Below are 21,808 nucleotides of genomic sequence, written 5' to 3' on the forward strand. Positions count from 1 at the left end.
GGTCAGGACAGGACCGGCGCGCCGGCCACGTCGGCCAGCCACTCGGCCTGCAGGCTGTCCAGGGTGCCGTTGCCGCGTAGCTCGTCGACGGCGGCGCTGACGCACGCCGTCAACGACGATCCCTTGTCGAGCACCAGGCCGAACTGTTCCGGCTGGCCGGACGGCTGCGCCAGCTGCCCGACGATCGTGGCGTCGTCGATCTCGGCGGCGGTGACGTAGAACGCGGTCGGCAGGTCCAGCACCAGCGCGTCGATGGTGCCGTTGCGCAGCGCCGCCTTGGCGTCGTCGTTGTGGTTGAACACCGCCGGCTCGGCCGTCGGCGCGATCACTTCGGTGATCGCCCGGTAGCTGGTCGTGCCGACCTGTGCGCCGAGCTTGACCTCGCGCAACTCGGCCAGGGTCGTCGCGGCGGCCGCCGGCGTACCCGCCAGCGCGATCACCGCCTGGGTGACGTCGTAGTACGGGCTGGAGAAGTCGACCGCAGCCCGGCGCTCCTCGGTGATGGAGAACTGGTTGATGTCGACGTCGAACTCCTTGGGTCCGGGCGCGATCGCGGTGGCGAACGGCACCCGTACCCAGGCAACCTTGTCCGGCTCGTAGCCCAGCTGGTTGGCGACCGCGTACGCCACCGCCCCCTCGAAGCCGGAACCGTTCTCCGGGGCGTCGTCGACAAACCACGGCGGGTACGCCGGCTGGTCGGTGCCGACGGTCAACGTTCCGGGCACGACGGTCTCCAGCCGCTGCGGGTCGCAGGCGTCCGCCGTCGGCGGATCCACCGGCGGGTCGTCCGCCTGTGGCGAGCAGCCGGCGAGCGCGACGGCCACCGCACCGGCGGTGAGTACGCCGAGCAGGCCGTTCGTCCGATGTGACCGCAGCATGACCGCTCCTTGATGTCCGGTGGATGCGCCGGGCCGGCGGTTACATTCGATCAGCCGCCGGCCCGGCGATCAACGGGCGTCGCCCCGCTCCGGATGATCGCCGTCATCGACAGCCGTGCCGGGTGGCTCGATCACCGGCAGCCCGGCGGCCCGCCAGGCCGCGAAGCCGCCGTCGAGGTCGGTGGCCAGCGGCAGACCGGTGTCCTGAAGCGACGCGGCGGCCAGCGACGACGCGTATCCCTCCTGGCAGACGACGATCGGCCACAGCCGAGGGCTGTCGGCGACGTCGAGCCGCGCCGCGCTGTGCGGGTCGAGCCGCCACTCCAGCACGTTACGTTCGATCACGTACGCCCCGGGGATCTCGCCGTGCGCCGCGCGTTGAGCGGCCGGACGGATGTCGACCAGTACCGCTTCGCCGTCCTGCTGAGCCTGGTAGGCGGTCCGGGCGTCGACCCGGTCGAGGCGGCCGCGGACCTTGTCCAGCAGTCGGTCGATGCCGGGTTCCGGGGTGCCGGGTTCCGGGGTCACCATGGTTCCTCCGTGATCATGTCCGTCCTCCTTGCCCCAACGCCCGCCGACGCCCCAGTCGCCCGGCGACCAGGTCGGCGACCGCAGTGCCCGCCAGATGCAGCGGTGCCGCCGCGATGCCCGCCGCCCGCGCCGCGGACCAGTACGCCGCCGCCAGCTCCGTCTCCACCAGACCGTGCACCAGCGGCAGATCCGGCCGCGCCGCCTGCAACAACGACTCCACCTGGCAGGACGCCACCGCGTCCGGCGACGCGCCACGGGCGGCGTACCCGGCCACCGCGACCGGCGGTAGCCCGGCGGGCAGCAGCCGGCGCACCGTACCGCAGTCGAGCAGGCCACCACCGACCACCAGCACGTCGCCGTCGCGGCGCATCCGGTCCAGCGCCGCGCCCGGGTCGACACAGTACGGGAACGAGTCGTCGACCAGCACCGTACCCGGCCGCAGCCGGTCGACGTCGACGATCGCCGACGAGGCACTCACCGCCGCCACGATCGTCGCCGCCGCGTACACCGCCGGCGCGACGGCCGGGGTCGAGTCGGCCCAGACCAGCTCGCCACGGAACCCCAGCCGGCGCAGCCGCTGCGGGTAGTCGACCAGCCGCTGCCGGCTGCCCGGCAGGTCCGCCAGCACGATCCGGGGCGGGTGCGGCCCGCCGTGGCGCAGCAGCAACTCCACCGCCGACCGGCCGATCGACCCCAGCCCGACGACGGCCAACGGGCCGGCGGTCAGGTCACGGCCGGCGGCCGCCAGCGCGGCGAGCGTGGTCAGCACCACCGAGGTGGCGGTGGCCGCGTGCCCGGTCGTCACCCGTACCGCCGGGTCGACCTGCCGGACCACGTCGAAGCCGTAGCCGGTGACCGACGGCAGCATGCCGGCCATCGACACGCAGCGGGCACCCGCCCGCGCGGCGAGCCGGACCGCGTCGGCGGTCACCGCCGCCAGACCGGGCCCGAGTTCGTCGGCGAACACCGGCAGGCAGACGAACCCGGACCGGCCGAACGGGGTGACCAGCTCCTCCAACAACCGGGGTGCCCCGGTCGGGAACAGCAGCTCCCGGATGTGCTCCCGGGGCAGCTCGACCGCTGACATCCCGGCCAGCGCCGCCAGCTGCGTCGGTGCCGGAAGGTAGCCGACGATCGCCGCGTCCAGCGCGGTGCCGACAGCGGCGCTGACCAGGTCGGTCCCGGCTGCGGCGGTGACCCGGTCGGTGTCCGTCGTCGCCGCACCGACCAGGTCGGCTTCGATCGCGGCGACGAAGCCGGCGAAGCGGTCGGCGTCCATCGCCGCAGCCGTGGCCCGTACGGCGACCCGCAGCCCGTCGCCGCCCGGTCGGACGGTCAGCAGGACGTCGGTGCCGACCGGCGGCGGCTCCAGCTCGCTGTCGGTGTCGTCCGACTCGACGGTCAACCCGGCACCGGCTGCCGGCCCGAGCCCGGTGAAGTCCAACGAGCTGAAAATGAACTGCGCCCCGAGCAGCACGGACGGGCCGCCGTCGATGCCGGCCCGCGCACTGTCGGGCCCGTGCCGGCGGCCGGCGGCGACCTCGGCGGCCACCCGCGCCAGATCGGCACCGAACCCGCCGTCACCCGACAGGGCAGTGTCGGTGAGCCGCAGTGGCAGCAGCACCGCGCACGGGCCGAACAGCCGGTGCAGGTCCGGCAGCGGATGGTCGCGGCCGGTCACGGTCAGCCCGACCACCAGGTCACCCTGGCCGGTCAGCCGGACCAACCCCCGGTGGTACGCGGTGAGCACCGGCGCGTACCCGGTGGTGCCCGCCGCTGCGGCCAGCCGGCGCAGCCCGGCGGTGACCGTACCGTCCAGGGTGAACCCGTCGGTGCGGGCCGGCGCCGCCCCATCGACGGTGTGCCCGCGCAACGTCGGCGGCCGGTACGGCGAGGCGAACCGTTCCCGCCACCAGCGCAGCGCCACCGGATCCGGCACCTGACGGTGCAGCCAGTCGACGTAGTCGCGGAACGTGGTCCGGGGCGGCGGTGCCGCCTCGCCGGTGGCCGGATCGTCGTACAGCGCCAGCAGTTCCTGACCGAGCAGCGCGGCGCTGTAGCCGTCGCCGATCAGATGATGGGCGTGCACCACCAGGACATGCTCGTCCGGGGTGAGCGTCAGCACCAGCAGCCGCAGCAACGGCCAGGCCCACGGCTCCACCGGCCGCTGCCGTTCCCGGGCCACGATCTCTGTGACCTGAACGGCCGAGGCGACGCGCTCGAACCGCACCGGCAGGCGCAGCGTCGCCGGCAGCTCCTGCTGCACCGGCGGCCGTGCCTCGGCGGGAAACACCGTCCGCAGCATCGGATGCCAGGCCACGACGGTGTCGACGGCCCGTTGGAACCGTCGCCGGTCCAGCCGACCGGCCAGCCGCAGCCGGGCCAGCCAGGTCGAACTGCTGCCCGGCGCGGCGGCCTCGGCGAGCAGGAACCCCCGCTGCGCCGGGGACAGCGGAAACGGCCGTGGGTCGTACGCGTCGACCACTGCCGGCACCGCCTCCGGTGCTGCCTCCGATCCCGGTGCCGTCGCCGCCTCGGATCCCGGTGCGGCGGTGTCGATCGCGGCGGCCAGTCCGGCCAGGGTCCGGTGGTCGTAGATGACGGCCGGGCCGGGCGCGGCCGGGAACCGCTCCCGGAGCCGGGCGAAGACCTCGATCGCCACGATCGAGTCACCGCCGAGGGCGAAGAAGTCGTCGTCGCGGTGCACGGCCGGCACCCCGAGCACCGCCTGCCACACCTGCGCCACCTGCCGTTCGGTGCCGGTACGCGCTCCGCCGTCAACTGGTGCCGGCTCGTCGTCGAGCAGCCCGGCCAGCAGCTGCCGGTCCACCTTTCCAGTGGCGGTCAGCGGCAGCGCCCGTACCGGTCGGATCCGGGCCGGCACCCACTGCGGCGGCAGCCGGTCCGCGAGATGCCGGCGCAGCGCGGCGGCCGTTTCCGCCTCGAACGCGGTCACGCTGTCGGCCAGCTCGACGAACGCGACCAGCCGGGGGTACGGCGTCGCCTGGTGCAGCACGGCCGCGCCGCTGACCGCCGGGTGCTCGCCCAGCGCCGCTTCGATCTCCGCCGGCTCGATCCGGTGGCCGTGCAGCTTCACCTGGTCGTCGAGCCGACCGAGGAACTCGAGGTCACCGGTGGGGCCGACGCGGACCCGGTCGCCGCTGCGGTACCAGCGTCGGCCGTCGCGGTGAGTGAACGCCGCCTGAGTCTGCTCCGGATCGTCCAGGTAGCCGCTGGTCAACCCGGGCCCGGAGATCTGCAGCTCGCCGGCTTCGCCCGGCGGGCAGGGTCGCCCGTCGGCGTCGACGACGGCGAGGGTCGCGCCGGCCGCCGGCCGGCCGATCGGCACCCGCCGCAGGCCGTCGGCGGGCCGCCGGTCGATCAGGAACCAGGCGGCGTTGATGGTCGCCTCGGTCGGCCCGTACAGGTTGGTGATCCGGTGCCCGGGGCCGAACAGGTCGAACCAGCCGCGTACCTGCCCGGGCGGCAGCGCCTCGCCGCCGACGTGGATCCAGCGCAGCGCCGACAGGTCCGGTCGCCCACCCGAGGCGGTACGCCGCCGGGCCGCCGCCAGCAGTTGGCTCCACAGGGTCGGCACCGAGCTCCAGACCGTGATCCGGTCGTGTTCGACCCGGCGCAGCACCTCGTCGGGGTCGCGCAGCAGCCGCTGATCCAGGACGACGACCGTCGCCCCGACCAGCAGCGGTGCCAGCAGTTGCCGGACCGAGGCGTCGAAGCACCACGACGACGTCTGCGCCAGCCGGTCGTCGCTGTGGTAGCCGAACGTGTCGACCGCCCACCGCAGGTAGTTCCCCATCGACCGGTGGCTGACCGGCACACCCTTGGGCCGGCCGGTCGACCCGGAGGTGAAGATGACGTACGCCGTACCGTCGGGGTCAGGGGCCACCGCCCCCCGCACCACCGTGTCCACAGAGGTCTCATCGGCGACGGCCGCGTCGACGTCGACCGTCACCAGCCCGGCCTGCGCATCGGCCAGTGCGTCGACCAGCACGGTGGACGCCGCGTCGTGCAGCAGCACCCGAGCGCCGCTTCGCCGCAGCTGGTCACTGAGGCGGGCCGCCGGGTGGGCGACGTCCAGCGGCACCCAGCCGGCCCCGGCGCGCAGCACCCCGACGACGGCGGCGACGGCGGCCGGGCCGCGCGCGGTGAGCATCCCGACCAGGTCACCGGCGCGGACCCCGGTGCGGCGCAGCGCGGCAGCGACCCGGTCGGCGGCGGCGTCCAACTGCCGGTACGTCATCCGTACCGCGCCGTCGGCGACGGCGACCGCGTCGGCGTGCCGGCGGCACACCTGCCCGATCCGCTCCACCACCGAGGGTGCCGTGCCCTCAACGGACTCCGCAGACGTCGATTCAGCCAGCTTGGCCAGGTCAGCCAGTTCGGCCAGGTCAGCCAGTTCGGCCAGGAAATCGGCGGCCAGCCCGGCGACGGTCGACCGGTCCAGCAAGGCCGCCGGATGGTTCCAGGCGAACCGCAGCCGCTCACCGTCGGGCCAGCAGAGCAGGCCCAGCCGGGTGCCGGCCGACGCGGTGCCGGCGGCCACCGGCGACACCCGTACCGGGCAGTCCGCGTCGGGCGTGACCGGGAAACGGGCGAAGCTGAAACTGGCCGGGCTGGCGGTGACCGGCCCGCCGCCGCCAGTGGGGTAGTCGGGTCGCGGCGTCGCCCGCGCCAGGTCGACCGCGTCGACCGTGCCGTGCCGCTGCGCCACCAGCCAAGCGGCCAGGATCCGGTGCGCGAGGTCGGCCGCCGGCTCGGCCGGGTCGACGTCGACCGTCACCGGCAGGGTGTCGGCGAACGGCCCGACGACCCGGTCGACGCCGGGCAGCCGGGCGTCGCGGCCGGCCCGCGCCACCGACACGGTGACGATGCGCTGCCCGCTGGCGCGGGCCAGGCACCGGGCGTACCCGGCGAGCAGCAGGTGGAACAGCGACACCTGCGCGGCGGCGGCCGCCCGGGTCAGCGCGGCCACCGTCGGCGGGTCCACACTGACCTGATGGGCCGCGTACGGCGGCGCGGGCGGTGCGGCCGGGTCACGCCACGGCAGCCGCAGCCCGGCCGGCCACGACGCCAGGGTCTCCCGCCAGAAGGCCAGGTCCTCCTCGCGTGCCGGGGCGGCGGCGGCCAGCTGGTCGCGGAACGTCGTCGGCACCGCCGGCAACTGCGGTACGCGGCCGGCGGCCAACGCGCCGTACACCTGCCACAGCTCCTCGCTGAGCACACTCAGGCTGGCGCCGTCGCCGGCGGCGTGGTGCAGCACCAGCAGCAGTTGGGCGTCGGTGGGACCGGTCCGGATCAGGTCGGCCCGCAGCGGCGGCCGGCAGGTCAGGTCGATCGGCTCGTTGCACAGCCGTTCGGTCAGCGCCTCGACGTCACCGTCGCCGCCAGCTTGGCCGGCGTCGTGGACGGCGTACCAGTCGGTCAGCGGCGTCGGCGGGCCGATCAGCTGGCGGGGCGCCGCGTCGCCGTCGCCGTCGGTCCACCGCATCCGCAGCATCGGGTGCCGGCGCGTCAGCTGGTCGAGGGCCTGGCCGAGCAGGTCGGCGTCGAGCGGCCCGGTGACGGCGTGCCGGACGAAGCCGTACGCGGCCACCTGCGGGTAGAACCGGTGCAAGGTGTGGAACGCCCGCTGCACCCCGGACAACGCGAACGACTCCGCGTCACCGTCGGCAGACGGCGTAACCGCAGACGGCAGCGGTGCCGGATCCGCCAGCCGGTCGACGAGTGCGGCGATCGTGCCGTGCTCGAACAGCAGCATGGTCGGCAGCGGCCGGCCGAGCTCGCCTTCGAGGATCTTGACCAGGTCGATGGCGGTAAGCGAGTCCAGGCCGAGGGAGAGAAACGGCGTGTCGTCGTCTATCCGCGCCGGGTCGCAGTCCAGCGCGTCGGCGAGCAGCCGCCGCAGCAGGTCCCTGATCTCACCCGGACGGTGGACCTGCCGACCCGCGTCACCACTCGACACTGCCTGCGGCTGCGGCTGCGGCACGGCGTCAGCTGGAGGCACGTTCGCGTCGGTCAGCCGGGCGACGACCAGGTGGGCGGCGGGTCGGCGCAGCGCCGACCGCAGCGCCGGCAGGGCGTCGTCGAACGGCAACGGCGGCAGACCCCGGGCGGCCAGCCGCGCCGCGAGTGCCGGATGCGCGGCCATCCCCGCGTCGGCCAGGGCCGAGAACCCGACGGTACGCAGCGGCCGGCCGGCAGCCTGTTCGACAGCGGCGTACGTGTCCAGGAAGGCGTTGGCGGCGGCGTAGTCGCCGACTCCTCCGGCGAGTCCGGGCAGCAGCGCGCTGACCGAGGTGAACGCCACCACGGTCGCCGGGCGTCGACCGTACCGGCGCAGCGCCTGGACGAGCAGGTGGCCGCCGCGTACCTTCGGCGCCAGCACGGCCTGCAGCTGCGCCACGGACCTCGACCGCAGCGGACCTGGCCGGACCACCCCGGCGGCGTGGAACACCCCGGCGAGGTCGGGCAGCCCGGCGATCAGCGTGTCGACGTCGGCGGCGTCGGTGATGTCGCACCGGCGGTAGTCGACCCGCGCGCCGAGGGTCCGCAGCCGGTCGACCAGCCCGTCCGGTGCGGCGGCGGCGCGACCGGCGAGCACGATCCGGCGGTGTCCGCGCGCGGCCAGGTCCGCGGCGAGCGCGGCGCCGACGCCACCGGTGCCGCCGACAATCAGCTGTACGCCGTCGGCGTCGACAGATGGTGTCGGCTCCTCGCCACTCGGCTTGCCGGCGGCGGACTCGTCGGTGAGCGGCGCGGCGGGGACGAGTCGGGGGCCCAGCCGCTGCCCGGCCCGCCACACCACCAGACCGGACTCCGCGTGCGTGGTCGCCACCTCGGCGGCCAGCGCGTCCACCCGGGCCGGTACGTCGTCGGCCCGCGATAAGTCCACTGCGGACACAACGCTGTCGGGATGCTCGTCGGCGAGCGCCGCCGACAGCCCGGTGACCAGGCTCTGCACCGGGTCCGGCCGTTCCCCGGCCGCCCCGGTGCCGACCGCGTCGTGGGTGACCACCAGCAGCCGGAACCCGCGTTCGGGCAGCGTGGCGACCAGCCCGGTCACGCCGTGCAGCGTGGCGTCGACGGCCGCGTCCAGCCCGGCCACACCGCCGTCGACGTCGAACGGGTCGACGCTGGCCAGGTACACGACGAGCTCGGCGTCACCGGTCCCGGTGACAAGCTCGATGCCGTCGGCGGCCAGCCGGTCGCGCAGCCCGTCCGCCAGCGGGCCGCCGGCCACCGTGCCCGGCCCGGTCAGGTGCACCGAGGCGGGGGATAGCCCGGCCGGCACCGGCAGTGGCGACCAGCGCACCTGATGGACCAGATCGTCCTTCATGGTCGCCGGCAGCCAGTGCCGTCGCCGCTGGAACGGGTACGTCGGCACGGCGACCCGCCGCCGACCGCCGGCCAATCGGACCCGGTCCACGGCGACCCCGCGCTGCCACAACGCCCCGACCAGCCGAACCAGCCCGGTCGGGCCGGTCGGGCCGTCGTCGTCGGTCGGCGGCACCGACAGCACCTCGACCCGGTCGGCCGACTCCGGTGACGCCTCGCGTACCGCCCGGGTCAGCTGGTGCGGGTCGACGCCGAGCAGCAGGTCGTATCCCTGGTCGAGCAGGCCCCGCAGCTGGTCGGCGTCGTCGCCGACGACGGCGTCGGGCACCACCCCCCAGTCGGCGAGCCGCCGGCAGACCGCCGCCGGCCCGGTCGCGTCGTCGGCCGTGCCGTCGAGCGCCACCACGGCGGTACGCGGCCGGCGTACCACCTCGGTGACCGGGCCGGACGCGGCGGCGGCCAGCGCGGCGGCCAGCCCGGCGGTGCTGTCGGCGACGACGGCGACCCGGTGCGCCCGGTCGTCGCGGGCGGTGTTCACAGTGGCGCAGACGTCGCCGGGATCCAGCTCCGGATGCGCCTCGAGGTGGGCGGCGAGGTCCCGCAGCGACTGCCGCAACGCGACCTCGGTCGCCGCCGAGCAGGTCAGCAGGTACGGCGGCCCGGCGCTGTTCGCCCCGGCCCGCTCAACTGCCGCCCCGGCAGCCTGCTGCGATGCCGATGCCGGTGCCGGTGCCGGATCGGCCTGCTGCAGGATCGCGTGCGCGTTGGTGCCGCCGAACCCGAACGCGTTCACCCCGGCGGTCAACGGACCGTCGCCGACCCAGTCCCGTGCGCCGGTCACCACCTCGAATCCGGCGCCGGCCAGGTCCAGCCGGGGCGACGGGGTGTCGACGTGCAGCGACGGAGGCAGTTGGCGGTGCCGCAGCGCCAGGATCACCTTGACCAGAGCCGGCATCCCGGCGGCGTTGAGCAGGTGACCGAGGTTCGACTTGACCGAGCCGAGCAGCCGGGGCCGGCCGTCCGGGCGCGGCGGGAAGGCGTACGCCAACGACCGTACCTCGACCGGGTCGCCGAGCTCCGTACCCGTCCCGTGTGCCTCCACGTAGGACACAATGGTCGGGTCGACGCCGCTGTCCCGGTACGCCTGGGCGATCACTTCCCGTTGGCGCAACGGGTTCGGTGCCAGCAGACTCAGCGAGCGGCCGTCGTTGTTGACGGCGGTCCCGCGTACCAGGGCAAGCAGCTCGTCCCCGGCGGCGCGGGCGTCGTCGGCGCGGGCCAGGACCAGCGCGGCCCCGCCTTCACCAGGCACGAACCCGTCGGCGGCGGCGGCGAAGACCCGGCACCGGCCGGTGGCCGACAGCGCCCCGGCGGCATTCAGCAGCCGGTGCCCGGTCGGCGTCAGGTTCAGGTTGACCCCGCCGACCACCGCCAGGTCGCATTCGCGCTCGCGCAGGCTGCGGACCGCCAGGTGCAGCGCGACCAGCGCCGACGAGCAGGCGGTGTCGACCGCGAGTGCCGGCCCGGTCAGGTCGAGGGCCTGCGCGACGCGGGCCGGGATCAGGTTGCGTAGGTTGCCGGCCAGCGCGGCCGGGTGGGTGGCACCCTCCGGTTGGGTGCGCAGCAGTTCGGCGTAGCCGCTCTCGCCGACCGCCGCGAACACCCCGACCCGGCGGCCGTGCCGACGCGGCCCGGCGTAACCGGCGCGTTCCAACGCCTCGTGCGCCAGCTCCAAAAAGATCCGGGCGTGCGGGTCGGTAACGTCGGCGTCGGTGTCGGACATGCCGAAGAACTCGGCGTCGAAGCCGGCCGGGTCGTCCAAGAACGCCCCCCAGCGGGCAGTGCCGGTGTCGGTGTCGTGCTGCCAGCGCTGCGCCGGGATCTCGCTCACGCTGTCGTGCCCGTCGAGCAGTTGCCGCCAGAACTCGTCGGGGCTGTCCGCACCGGGGAACCGGCAGGCCAATCCGACGACCGCCACCTCATCTCCCGGCCGGGTAGGGACCTCGGCGGCTGCGCCGCTTACCACCCCCTCCGCTGCGCTGCCCGCCGGGCGCTCTGTCCTGCCGTTCGCACCCTTCACCGGGGTGAGCAGATGGTCGACCAGTGCCGCCACTGTCGCCCGTTCCCGCAGCTCGGCCGGGTCGAGTTCGCGGCCGAACGCGTCCTCCAGCCCAGCCAGCACCTCCATCGCCTGCAGCGACGAACCGCCCAGCGTGGTGAACCGGTCGTGCAACCCGATCTCGTCGACGGGCCGGCGCAGCACCTTCGCCCACACCGCCAACACCACCTGCTCCACCTCGTCCCGCCTCCCACCCCTCTTCCCCGCCCCCCACCTCCCCGACGATCTTGCAGTTATCGCGAGCTTTTGTCCGGATTGTCCAACGATAAGTGCAAGATCGTCGGGATCTTGAGCGGGTGATGGTGGCAGCGGAGAAGGTGCCCAGCGCTGCTCGACCGCGGCGAAGTCACCGGCGGCGTACCGCTGGCGCAGCAGGGGACGGCGCAGCTTGCCGCTGGTGGTACGCGGGAACGCCCCGGGCGGCACCGGCAGCACCCGTACCTGGTCGTGCCCGGTCGCCGTCACGATCCGGGCCGCCACCTCAGCGAGCACCGCAGCGACGTCGCCTGAGGGCGCCATGGTGCCGGCCCACTGCACGAACACCACGATCCGCTCGGCACCACTGGCATGGTCGGTGCAGCCGATCACCGCGACCCGCCCTGATGGCAGCCCGGCCGTGCCGGCGACGACCTCCTCCAGGTCGGCGGCGTGGAAGGTACGGCCGTTGACGAACACCACGTCCTTGTTCCGGCCGGTCACGCAGAGCCGGCCGTCGCGTAGGAATCCCAGATCACCGGTACGCAGCCAACCGTCCACGAACACCTCGGCGGTGGCCGCCGGATCACCGTGGTAGCCGGCGGCCACGTTCGGGCCGCGTACCTCGATCCGGCCGACCTGACCGTCACCGGCGACGCAGCCGGCGTCGTCGACGATCCGTACCTCGCAGCCGGGCACCGGCAGCCCGACGTCCATGAACTCCACTGCGCCCGGGTCACCCTCGCCGGCCGGCTGCACCGTGCCGACCGCGAGCGCCGCCCGGTCCACCCGCACCGGTACGGCGACCTCGCCCAGCGGCGGGACGGTGACGGCAAGGGTCGCCTCGGCCAACCCGTACACCGGTTGCAGTGCGGCCGGGTCGAGCCCGGCGGGCCGGGTCCGTTCGACGAACGCCCGCCACACCACCGGCGAGATCGGCTCCGCGCCGACCATCATCAGCCGTACGGCGCTCAGGTCCAGCCCGGCCAGGGCCTCGGCCGGCACCCGCCGGACGGCCAGGGCGAGGGCGAAGTTGGCGGCCGACAGCAGCGTGGCGCGGTGCCGGTGCGCGACGCTGAACCACAGCAGCGGCCGTTTCGCGAACGTCAGCGGGCCGATCCGCACCTGCCGCAGCCCGGCGGCCAGGGGCGCCAGGTGGGTGCCGATCAACCCCATGTCGTGGAAGTACGGCATCCAGCTGACCGAGACGTCGTCGGCGGTCAGCGCGGCGGCCTGGCCGATCTGCCGCAGGTTGGCCAGCACGTTGCGGTGCCGCAGTTCGACGCCGCGTGGGGTGCCGGTGCTGCCGGAGGAGAACTGCAGGAAGGCGGGACTGTCGGGGTCGGGTGCCGGCAGCCGACGTGGCGTCCGCCCGTCGGCCCGCAGCGTGGCGAGGTGCAGCGCCGGTGCGTCGGCCGCTTGCGCGACCGGGGCGCAGGCATCGTCGACGATCACCGGTACGCCGCCGAGCAGGTCACGCACGCCGGCCACCCGGGTCGGTTCCGCCGGCAGCGGTACGGGCACCAGCCCGGCCGCCAGCGCGCCCCAGAACATCGGCTGGAAGTCGTCGCCGGCATCGGCCAGCAGGATCACCGGCGTGCCGGCCGCAATCCCGGCATCGTGCAGCCCACCGGCGACCTTCAGCGCCTCGTCGCGCAGCTGCCGGTGCGTGACGACGCGTTCGGTCCCGTCTCCGCGAACGTGCGTGACCGTCTGATCGGGGGCGGTGTCGGCGGCTGCGATCAGCACATCGAGCAGGTGTTTCTCGCCGTTGGGCCCGTCCGTGATCAGCACGGCCAGACCCTAGCCGAGCCGGTCGACACCCCACCTGGTCCGACCGGCCGGAACGTGGCGGATCCCGGGTGCCGTGTGCCGGCGAGCGTCGGCGTGTGAGCCAGTCCGGCTTGGCGTAGCTGCGCGCCGGAAGCGCTCGTCGCTACTGCTCGGCTGGATCCGGGAACAGCTCCTCAAGCATGAATTGAACCTTGGGGGCGATCGGTCGTCCTGGATACACGGACTCGACCAGGTCAAGTCCTTGCGCCGCTGTGGTGAATCCGCAAAGCCGATACAAGATGGCTATGTCATCAATGTCCTGTTCTCTTGCCGCCAGGAGTTTCATGGCGAGGAGATACTCAGGTGAGGCGACGTCGACGCGAAGAGAGTCGTTCTCGAACACCTGGCGTGCTTGTGGATCCGATCCAGGGAGGAACCCTTTGACGGCATCGTTGAGCCAGTCGTCGGGAAGATCGTTTCTGGCTGCCACGGCAGCGGCCGCCAGGTGCACTCCGGTTTTCGGGGCGAAGATGGCATCGATGTCCCGGGTCGCCCGGCGAGCGTCGTAGGCGAGAGCCATCGCCGCACCACCGACCAGGAAGACTTCAGCGCGAATGCCCTGGTTGCGCAGCTCTGCGGAGAGCTCGTTGAACAGATGAATAATCTGGCTGCGATCGAGAAGGCTCATACTCGCACTAACGCCGATTCTGTGATGAACACACCGCGCTTGCGGAATGCCAGTGGTGACTCGACGATTGCGGTGGCATGCCAGGACTTGAGTCCCGATACGAACCACCAGGGCTTTGCGTACCGCTTCTGGTCGAAGGCCCAGGCCGGTGGCCGCCAGCCATCCCGGCGGGCGAGATGTTCGGCCAATCCAGCGAGAGCGGCGTCTACCCGAACGTCGCCAGTTTCGGGTGGCACCGTTGCGAACAGCGTCGCTCCAGAGGCAACACCATCCGTGGACAGTGCTCGCTGGTAGTCGTCAAGGAGCTGAAGGAGACAGCGGAAGGCGTGCTGAGGACCGCCGCCGCCTGCCAGCTCGGCGGCGGCATTGCGGGCGGCATCTGCTGCGGTCCAGAGCGTCACACTCAGAGCTTACGACGCCGCGCTGCACGTCGCCTCAGGGCGCGGGACTTCGTCGAGGAGCATGACGTGGCGAGGTGAGCCGGGTCCAGCTGCGGTCGAAACGCAGGGCGGCGAGCCTGGTGACGGTCTCCGGCGGGAAGTCGGGCCAGGTGCGCAGGGTTTCGTGGCGTCGGTTCAGCCGGCGGTCGAGGAAGCGTTGGGTGCGGACGAGCCCGTCGGCCGCCTCGGCCGGCGTCAACGCGCCATCTCTGGCCGCTGCGGCGTACTCGTCGAGGTCGAGCACCCGGTAAGGATGGTCGGGTGGTCCGACGATGACATCGATCCATAGGTCGTCGACGACGATCTCGGTGTCGGTGCCTGACACCCGGACCAGGTCGCAGTACCACCACCCTTGCTGCGCCGGTGGAAAGATCACCGGCTGGTTGATCTGGAACCCGTCATCGAGCAGTACGTAGCTGCGCTGCTCGTGGTGCCGTCCGTTGAGCCGGAAGCCCCAGTCGTAGACGATGACGTCGTCGAGCCGCCGTCCCGCTGCGCGTATCTCGCCGTCGCGTACCACCGTGACCGGCGCGAGTCCGTCGATGCTGGTGTCGTCCATGCGTGGCATGGTGCCCCAGACAGCTTGCCATCTGGTACGGAGTTCCCGAAACGCTGGATGCTATTCGACGGCCGAGGGTCGTGGAAATTCCACGAAAGGTGGCGAGTGCGAGTTGTCCACAGGCCGTTGAATTGATCTCTCCGATCTGCGTTACTTGTGTGCACCGTGGACACGGGCCGCGACGGGAGGGCGTCCAGTTGACCGGACGGCGGGACAGTTTCATCAGGAGGCGCAGGGCGGCCGGCTTCAGCCAGGAAGGGCTGGCCGAGCGCCTGCAGGTCGATCGCACCACCGTTGCCCGGTGGGAGCGGGGTAAGGCCGAGCCGCAACCGTACACCCGAGCACGACTCGCGGAAGCGCTCGGGACCTCGGTCGATCAACTCGATGCCCTGCTCGCCGGGGAGCCAGAAAATCGATCTCTGGACATCGACGATCGGGGCGGTACCGTTACATCGGGGGACGACAATGGAGGTGATCTTACGGACCGGCGTGCGTTCACGATCAATGCTGCTCTGGCGGGCCTGGGCATCGCCAGCCCGCTGCGGGACTGGGTCACCGCGCCCGATGTGCCGCAGCACCTGAGCATGGAGCACCTGCAGCAGGTGTCGGCCACCATCGCGAGCCTTGAGCGGGCCGACGCGGCGGCCGGCGGCGGCAGCCTCTGCGACGTGGCCATCGCCATGCACCGGCGGCTGACCCGCTGGGAGCGCGAGGCCACCTATCCCCGGCAGGTCGGCGACGCGCTGCAGAGCAACCTCGGTGACCTGGAAGCCTGGATCGGCTGGCTCGCGCTGGACGCGGAGCGGCGCGCCGAGTCGCGCCGCTACCTGCAGGAGGCGATCGTCCGCGCCCGACTGCGCGACGATCCGCACCTTGAGGTCCAAGTGCTGGCGATCATGGCGATGCTGGTCAGGGACGCCCGGCCGGTCGAGTCGGTGCAGATTGCCGAGGCAGCCCTCCGCATTTCGGCACCCTGGGCCACTCCTCGGCTTACCAGCCTGCTGCACCTGCGGACCACGCACGCGTCGGCGTTGATGGGCGACGCCGTCGAGTTCAACCGCGCACTCGCTAGAGCCAAGACCGCGCTCGATCGTGGCCCCAGCGATGACGACCCGCCCTACACCTGGCATGTCGGCGAGCGCGAGGTCAACGGAGCGGAAGGGCTGTCGCACCTGGCGCTCGGCCGCCCCGACCGGGCGATTTCCTGTCTGCAGGCTCGGGTGGCACACCACGACCCTGTCTATCGGCGGAATCAGATCCTCGGCAAGGTCAGCCTGGCGATCGCGCTGCACCAGCAGGGCGACTCCACCGCAGCAGGCACCGTCGCGCTGGACGCGCTGCCGGAGATCGCCGACCTGAAGTCCGGGCGTGGCCGTAAGCGGCTCGCTGGGTTGCGGGCCGACCTCGGGCAGGTGGCCGACCAGGTGCCAGCGGCACGGGACTTCGTCGAGGCGTACGACGTGGCGAAGATGGCGGCCTGACGAGTCGCCCGACCTGCCGGTGTCGGCGGGCTGGGCCAGGCTCTGGCCGCCGGCGTCGGCTTGGCTGAGGCTGGGAGACTGGGCGGTATGTCGACTGTGATCGTGCCCGCCGGGTTGAGCATGGGTCCGCGCTACCGGTACGTCCGACCGCCGGACCCGACGCCGGAGTGCTACGAGGTGCACCTCGGCGACGACCTGGTCGAGTTGACCGAGACCGAGGCGGCGGTGTGGGCGGCGGCGTTCCTCTACCCGGACCGGCACGCCAAGCTGTCGGTCAACCGGGAGTCGCTGGTGCGGATGCTGGAGACCGCACCGAAGCCGGAGCCACAGGCCGCCCGGTACGTCGACGATCTGATCGCCCGGGGTCTGCTGGTGGAGTTCGACCCGGACGGCGATCTGCGCCCGGTGTTCAGCCGGCACAAGCTGCTGCCGCTGGCCCAGGGCCTCGGCTCCACACCGGACGCCCCTCACCAGCACCGCATCGGCATCGCCGACCAACCCCTCGTCGCCCTACCAAATTCGGTGTACGGGCTCTGGTCGTTCTCGTTCCACAGCAAGAACCTGTGGGAGGCGTGCGCCTACTACGCGGCCGCCGACGAGGACGAGTTGGAGCCGGGGGAGGAGCCCTTGGGGCTGACGCCCGAGTCGATAGCTCAGGAAGTCGCCGAGAACCTGCCGGTACTGATCTCGGCGACCTGCGCCTTTCTCGATCCGGTGGTCGACGAGTGAGCTGGCGGCGGCGTCAGTATCGGGCTGGTGAACGACCGGCTCAGTCGTTCGTCCAGCAGTGGCGGCACGAAACCACGAAGGAAGGCACCGGCAACCTCGTCCAACAGTTGGGGGCCGGCCTCGGCGCCCTGGCTGCACTCGCGACCACGAAGTGGGGACTTCCGTCGTCCGTCGCGATCGTCGGCGCGATCCTCGGACACGCGGTCAGCGTCGCGGGCAAGGGATTCGTCAACACGGTGTTGGACCGGCGACGTGAGGCGCGGGCGGGCGACGGCACGACCCCGGGCGGCTCCGGGCCGGGCTCCGGCTCCGGTAGTGGCGGTGGAGCGAGACCACTGAGCAGCATCCGCCGCCGCTATCCCGGCCACCGCAGCCGGGGCGGCGGCGACCGGATGGTCACCATCGGCGGCCCGGCGAGCCGGGGCGGCAGCGGTGGGGGCGGCGGGAGCACCGGCTCCTACCTGCAACAGCTGCGTCGGCTGCTCGACGAGATCGAGACGCAGCAGGCGAAGCTGGCAAACGTCGCCAATGCCATGCGGGCGAGCCAGCTCGGCGTGGCACAACTGCTCGCCGGCGGGCGGCAGGACCGTACGCAGGAGATCTACACCTGGTCGGAGCTGTCCCGCGCCAACGTCGAGGAAGCTGCTGTCCTGACTCACCAGGCAGTCAAGAGCCTGAAGGCATACCTGTCGAACCTCTAGGTTGATCATGCGTTGACCAGCGTTGATTCCTCCGCCTGGTCACGAAGGTCGGCACGATCGTTTGTGTCGTGCTGCGACGGTCGCAAGTAACCTGGCCCACAATCCCTTGTGGCAAGTCGGGACGTGGCTGAATCTAAACGGTTCCGTGTCCACCACCACTCAGCCCCTTGGGACATGACTCCGTGATCACTGGTGAACTGAAGAGCAAGATCGACCGCATCTGGGACGCCTTCTGGTCGGGCGGTATCTCCAACCCCCTCGAAGTGATCGAGCAGATCACGTATCTGCTGTTCATCCGCCGTCTCGACGAGTTGCAGAAGCTCGCCGACAACCGGGCGCAGCGTCTCGGCCCCGACGGGGTTCGGCACATCTACCCCGACGGCGACGACCCGCTCGGTCGCCCGTACAGCGAGCTGCGCTGGTCGTACTTCACGGGCCTTGGCGACCCGCGAAAGATGTACGAGATCGTCGGCGAGCACGTCTTCCCGTTCCTGCGCACCCTGGGTGGCGACGGGTCGGCGTACTCGCGGCACATGAAGGACGCCCGCTTCACCATCCCGAACCCGGCGCTGCTCGGGCGGGTCGTCGACATGATCGACGACATCCCGATGGATGACCGGGACACCAAGGGTGACCTGTACGAATACATGCTCAGCAAGATCGCGACGGCTGGGCACAACGGCCAGTTCCGGACGCCCCGGCACATCATCAACCTGATGGTCGAGATGGTCGAGCCCGGCCCGAAGGATCGCATCTGCGACCCGGCCTGCGGCACCGCCGGCTTCCTGGTCGGCGCGGTCGAGTACATCCGCCGGCGGCATCCGGCCGCGCTGCACGACCCGGTGCTACGTGGCCACTTCCACCAGGACATGTTCCACGGCTTCGACTTCGACAACACCATGCTGCGGGTCGGCAGCATGAACATGCTGCTGCACGGGGTGGAGAACCCGGCCATCGACTACCGGGACTCGCTCGGTGACGACGTCAGCGACGAGACCGACGCGTACTCGGTGATCCTGGCCAACCCGCCGTTCGCCGGCAGCCTCGACTACGAGCGCACCTCGCGGATCCTGCAGCAGACCGTCAAGACGAAGAAGACCGAGCTGCTGTTCCTGGCGCTGTTCCTGCGGCTGCTGCGCAACGGCGGCCAGGCGGCGGTAGTCGTGCCCGACGGGGTGCTCTTCGGCTCCAGCAAGGCACACAAGGAGCTGCGCCGCATGCTGGTCGAGGACCAGAAGCTCGACGCGGTGGTCAAGCTTCCCGGCGGGGTCTTCAAGCCGTACGCCGGGGTGTCGACCGCGATCCTGTTCTTCACCAAGACCAACAGCGGCGGTACGGGCAACGTCTGGTTCTACGAGGTGAAGGCCGACGGTTGGAGCCTCGACGACAAGCGTGGCCCGCTGCTGCCGGAGGCGAAGCTCGGCCCGGTGCCGGCCGAGGCGCTGACCGCTGAGGAGCACGCCAAGAACAACCTGCCGGACGTGCTGGCCCGCTGGAAGCAGCGCGACGGTGCAGAGCGGGAGCGGGCGCGCACCGAGCAGTCCTTCTGCGTGCCGAAGGACGACATCGTCGCCCAGGACTACGACCTGAGCCTCAACCGCTACAAGGAGATCGTGCACGAGGAGGTCGAGCACCGGCCACCAGCCGAGATCATCGCCGAACTCGAACGCCTCGAATCCGAGATCCGGCAGGGCCTCGCCGACCTCAAGGGGCTGCTGTGACGTGGGCTACGAAAAGGCTGGACGAAGTCTGTTCGATCGTGATGGGACAGGCGCCACCGGGTGAGGGTTACAACCTCGATGGGTTGGGTTGGCCGCTGGTGGCAGGTCCCGGCGACTTCGAAGGTGACCGCCCAGTAGTCAAGAAGTTCACGAAGCATGCCGCCAAGCTTTCTCAGCGAGGGCAGATCATCCTCGGCGTGCGGGCGTCAATCGGCGCGAAGGTTTGGAGTGATCGAATCTATGCGTTGGGTCGTGGAGTCGCTGGTCTGACTCCTGCGGAAGAAGTTGACTCCCGCTATCTCTGGCACTGGCTAACGTGGTGTGCCCCTGAGCTTTCAGCTAAGGGTAAGGGCGCGACATTTAAGCAGGTGAATCGACAGGACATTGGCGAGATGGAGGTGCCGGTTCCTGGTTTGGCTGAGCAGTGGCGGATCGCGGACGTGCTGGACCGCGTCGATACCCTGCGCGCTAAGCGTCGCGCTGCTCTCGGTCTGTTGGGTGCGGCGCGCACTGCCGCCTTTGTTCACATGTTCGGCGATCCGATCTTGAATGACCGATCATGGAAGAGGGTGGCGCTTGGTGCCTTGGTCGAAAGGATTCATAGTGGGCGTAGCCCGATCTGTCTCGATCGGCCGGCTTCTGAGGGTGAGTGGGCTGTGCTCAAACTGGGGGCTGTGACAAGCGGTGAGTTCCGACCTGCCGAGAACAAGGCGCTTCCGGTAACCGTCGCGCCACGCGCTGAAGACGAGGTGCGTGCTGGTGACATCCTATTTTCGCGTAAGAATACGAGAGATCTGGTTGCTGCCTGTGTTCTTGTGCGGTCTACCCCGGTGCGGCGGCTGATGCCTGACTTGATGTTTCGGCTTGAGCTGAAGGAGGAAGCCCCTGTCGTAGCGGAGTATCTTCATGCATTGCTCAGTTATCCACCGAAGAGGCGGACCGTCCAAGATCGTGACTGGATAGGTGCGTGGGACCTTGGAATACCGCAAGCGCGCGAGGTGGGTTAGGCGGTTGTGGGGATCCAGGGGCTGCCGGCGGCGGCTCGGGTGAGTGCGTCGAGCATGTTGATGCCGTGTCGGGTGGCGGTGGCGGCGTAGCTGCGGATCGCGGCGAAGTGTTCGGCTCCGGTCATGGTGCGCATGCTGCCGGAGACCTTGATCCGGAGTTTCGGCATGCGGATGGTCCGCTCGGCCGGGTTGTTGTCGAACGGCACGGCCGGGTCGGTGAGGAACCGCAGGTAGTCGGCGCGTCGGTCCCGTAGTCGCACGAACAGGGCGTGGTACTTGCGGTGCAGCTTGTCGGTGCGGGTGGCGGTGGCTGCGGCGCCGAGCACGACGGCCGAGCGCAGCAGGTGGGTCTGTTCGGCGAGGTCGGCCGGGTCGGGTTCGCAGCCGTCGGCGCGGGCCGTGACCGTCAGGCGGTTCAGGTGCCGCAGGGCGTCGATGGCCTGGCCGGCGAGGTCGGCGACCTGCCCGGTGGCGGTGTCGACCACGTAGACCAGTTCCCGCAGCACGTGGGCGTTGCACAGGGCGTGCCGGGCGGTGGTGTAGGTGTCGTACGGGGCCCACGCGTCGTGCACGGCGGTGCCGGTGTATCCGGGTAGCACGCCGGCGTCGTCCATTGCGGCGGTGCCGCGCCGGCGGTGCACGGTGAGGAACACGTCGGTGGGTGTGGAGGCGGAGTGCAGCCAGGCGAGGCGGCCGTCGACGCGTATGCCGGTCTCGTCGAAGTGCGCGACCGGCGCGTTCTTGATGCGGTCGCGGATGACGGGGAGCACCGTGTCGATGACGCCGAGGGCGGTGCGGGTGACCCAGGCGGTGATGGTGGCTGGCGCGACGGGCAGGCCGAACAGGTCACGGATCGCGTCGGCGGTGCGGCCGATGGACAGGAACTGTCCGTGGAGCAGGTAGACGCCGATCGCGGCGATCCGTGGTCCGTAGGCGGCGGGCGCGGTGGCCCCGGCGGGTGTCGCGGCGGTGGTGTGGTGCCCGCACGGGCAGGCGACGGTGACGATCTGGTGCTCGGTCACCACGACCCGGGGCTGGGGGATGTCGAACACCTGCCGGCGGGTGACCGTCACCTCGGCGGGGTCGGTCAGGCCGTCACCGCAGCCGCCACAGATGTCCGGCACGTGCCGGACGATCACGTCCGGATCGGCCACCTGGGACAGGGTGGTGCCCTCGCCCCCGGTGGGGCGGCCCGGCCGGCGACCCGAACGGCCCCGCAGCGACTTCGGCGCCGGTTTGGCCAGCCCGTCGCTCGACGGCGGTTTCGACGAGTTGCTCGACGACTGCTTCAACCGGGCCTCAAGCTCAGCGATCCGCGTCAGCGCCTGCTCCAGCCGTGCGGCCAGCCCGGCGTTCAACGCCAACAACTCGTCATACGACGGCGGCGGATCGGCGGGCATGGCTGGTCAACCTACCAGCCTCCACAGCAGACAGCATCACCGGGATCAGGAACCTATCCAGTCACCCAAGATCTTGCATCTGGTTCGGCTGGATCTATGCCGAACATCTCAAAGGGCAACCTGGCCACTGTGGCTGTCGAGGTTCCTCCCTTGGATCTTCAGCGGGAATTCGCGAGCGCTATCTCTTCGATTGAGACTGCCAAGGTGGTGCAGCGGAGGGCGTTGGGGGA

The 21,808-nt window shown here is 71.5% G+C and carries 12 protein-coding genes; 5 read left to right on the forward strand and 7 right to left on the reverse strand.

Annotated features, from left to right (window positions below; translation table 11 throughout):
* Window positions 1-2: 2 nt before the first annotated feature.
* The 6 genes from O7608_RS13170 to O7608_RS13195 form a co-directional block, all read right to left on the reverse strand.
* On the reverse strand, window positions 3-878 hold the full coding sequence (locus O7608_RS13170; RefSeq protein ID WP_289210240.1) for an ABC transporter substrate-binding protein: 876 nt from the start codon (window positions 876-878) through the stop codon (window positions 3-5).
* Between the two features lie 69 nt (window positions 879-947).
* Window positions 948-1,409, reverse strand: a complete 462-nt coding sequence (locus O7608_RS13175; RefSeq protein WP_289210241.1) for a rhodanese-like domain-containing protein — start codon at window positions 1,407-1,409, stop codon at window positions 948-950.
* A gap of 13 nt (window positions 1,410-1,422) precedes the next feature.
* Window positions 1,423-12,873 (reverse strand): non-ribosomal peptide synthetase, encoded by an 11,451-nt coding sequence (locus tag O7608_RS13180; RefSeq protein WP_289210242.1) that lies wholly within the window; start codon window positions 12,871-12,873, stop codon window positions 1,423-1,425.
* A 142-nt stretch (window positions 12,874-13,015) separates the two neighbouring features.
* Window positions 13,016-13,540, reverse strand: coding sequence for a DUF6036 family nucleotidyltransferase (locus tag O7608_RS13185; protein ID WP_289210243.1), 525 nt, complete (start codon window positions 13,538-13,540; stop codon window positions 13,016-13,018).
* Complete coding sequence (locus tag O7608_RS13190; RefSeq protein WP_289210244.1) at window positions 13,537-13,941, reverse strand: hypothetical protein; 405 nt, start codon at window positions 13,939-13,941, stop codon at window positions 13,537-13,539. The genes O7608_RS13185 and O7608_RS13190 overlap by 4 nt, the downstream gene beginning before the upstream one ends.
* Window positions 13,942-13,975: 34 nt before the next feature.
* Complete coding sequence (locus O7608_RS13195) at window positions 13,976-14,539, reverse strand: ribonuclease FAU-1 family protein (protein ID WP_289210245.1); 564 nt, start codon at window positions 14,537-14,539, stop codon at window positions 13,976-13,978.
* A 197-nt stretch (window positions 14,540-14,736) separates the two neighbouring features.
* On the opposite strand from O7608_RS13195, the gene O7608_RS13200 reads away from it, so the two are divergent.
* The 5 genes from O7608_RS13200 to O7608_RS13220 all read left to right on the forward strand — a co-directional run bounded on the left by O7608_RS13200 (window position 14,737) and on the right by O7608_RS13220 (window position 20,178).
* The gene (locus O7608_RS13200; protein WP_289210246.1) at window positions 14,737-16,020 is read left to right on the forward strand and encodes a helix-turn-helix transcriptional regulator; all 1,284 of its coding nucleotides are present in this window, start codon (window positions 14,737-14,739) and stop codon (window positions 16,018-16,020) included.
* An 87-nt stretch (window positions 16,021-16,107) separates the two neighbouring features.
* The gene (locus O7608_RS13205; protein ID WP_289210247.1) at window positions 16,108-16,749 is read left to right on the forward strand and encodes a hypothetical protein; all 642 of its coding nucleotides are present in this window, start codon (window positions 16,108-16,110) and stop codon (window positions 16,747-16,749) included.
* Window positions 16,746-17,450 (forward strand): hypothetical protein, encoded by a 705-nt coding sequence (locus O7608_RS13210; RefSeq protein WP_289210248.1) that lies wholly within the window; start codon window positions 16,746-16,748, stop codon window positions 17,448-17,450. The genes O7608_RS13205 and O7608_RS13210 overlap by 4 nt, the downstream gene beginning before the upstream one ends.
* 182 nt (window positions 17,451-17,632) lie before the next feature.
* Entirely contained in the window at window positions 17,633-19,171 is a 1,539-nt protein-coding gene (locus tag O7608_RS13215) for a type I restriction-modification system subunit M (RefSeq protein WP_289210249.1), read from the forward strand.
* Entirely contained in the window at window positions 19,168-20,178 is a 1,011-nt protein-coding gene (locus O7608_RS13220; protein ID WP_289210250.1) for a restriction endonuclease subunit S, read from the forward strand. Before O7608_RS13215 ends, O7608_RS13220 begins: the two co-directional genes overlap by 4 nt.
* On the opposite strand, the gene tnpC is transcribed toward O7608_RS13220, so the two are convergent.
* A complete protein-coding gene (tnpC, locus tag O7608_RS13225) occupies window positions 20,175-21,578 on the reverse strand; it encodes an IS66 family transposase (protein ID WP_289208516.1) in 1,404 nt (467 codons plus the stop codon). The two genes, O7608_RS13220 and tnpC, sit on opposite strands and share 4 nt — an antisense overlap.
* Between the last annotated feature and the right edge of the window lie 230 nt (window positions 21,579-21,808).

The sequence above is a fragment of the Solwaraspora sp. WMMA2056 genome (assembly GCF_030345095.1).
In the GTDB taxonomy this organism is placed as follows: Bacteria; Actinomycetota; Actinomycetes; order Mycobacteriales; family Micromonosporaceae; genus Micromonospora_E.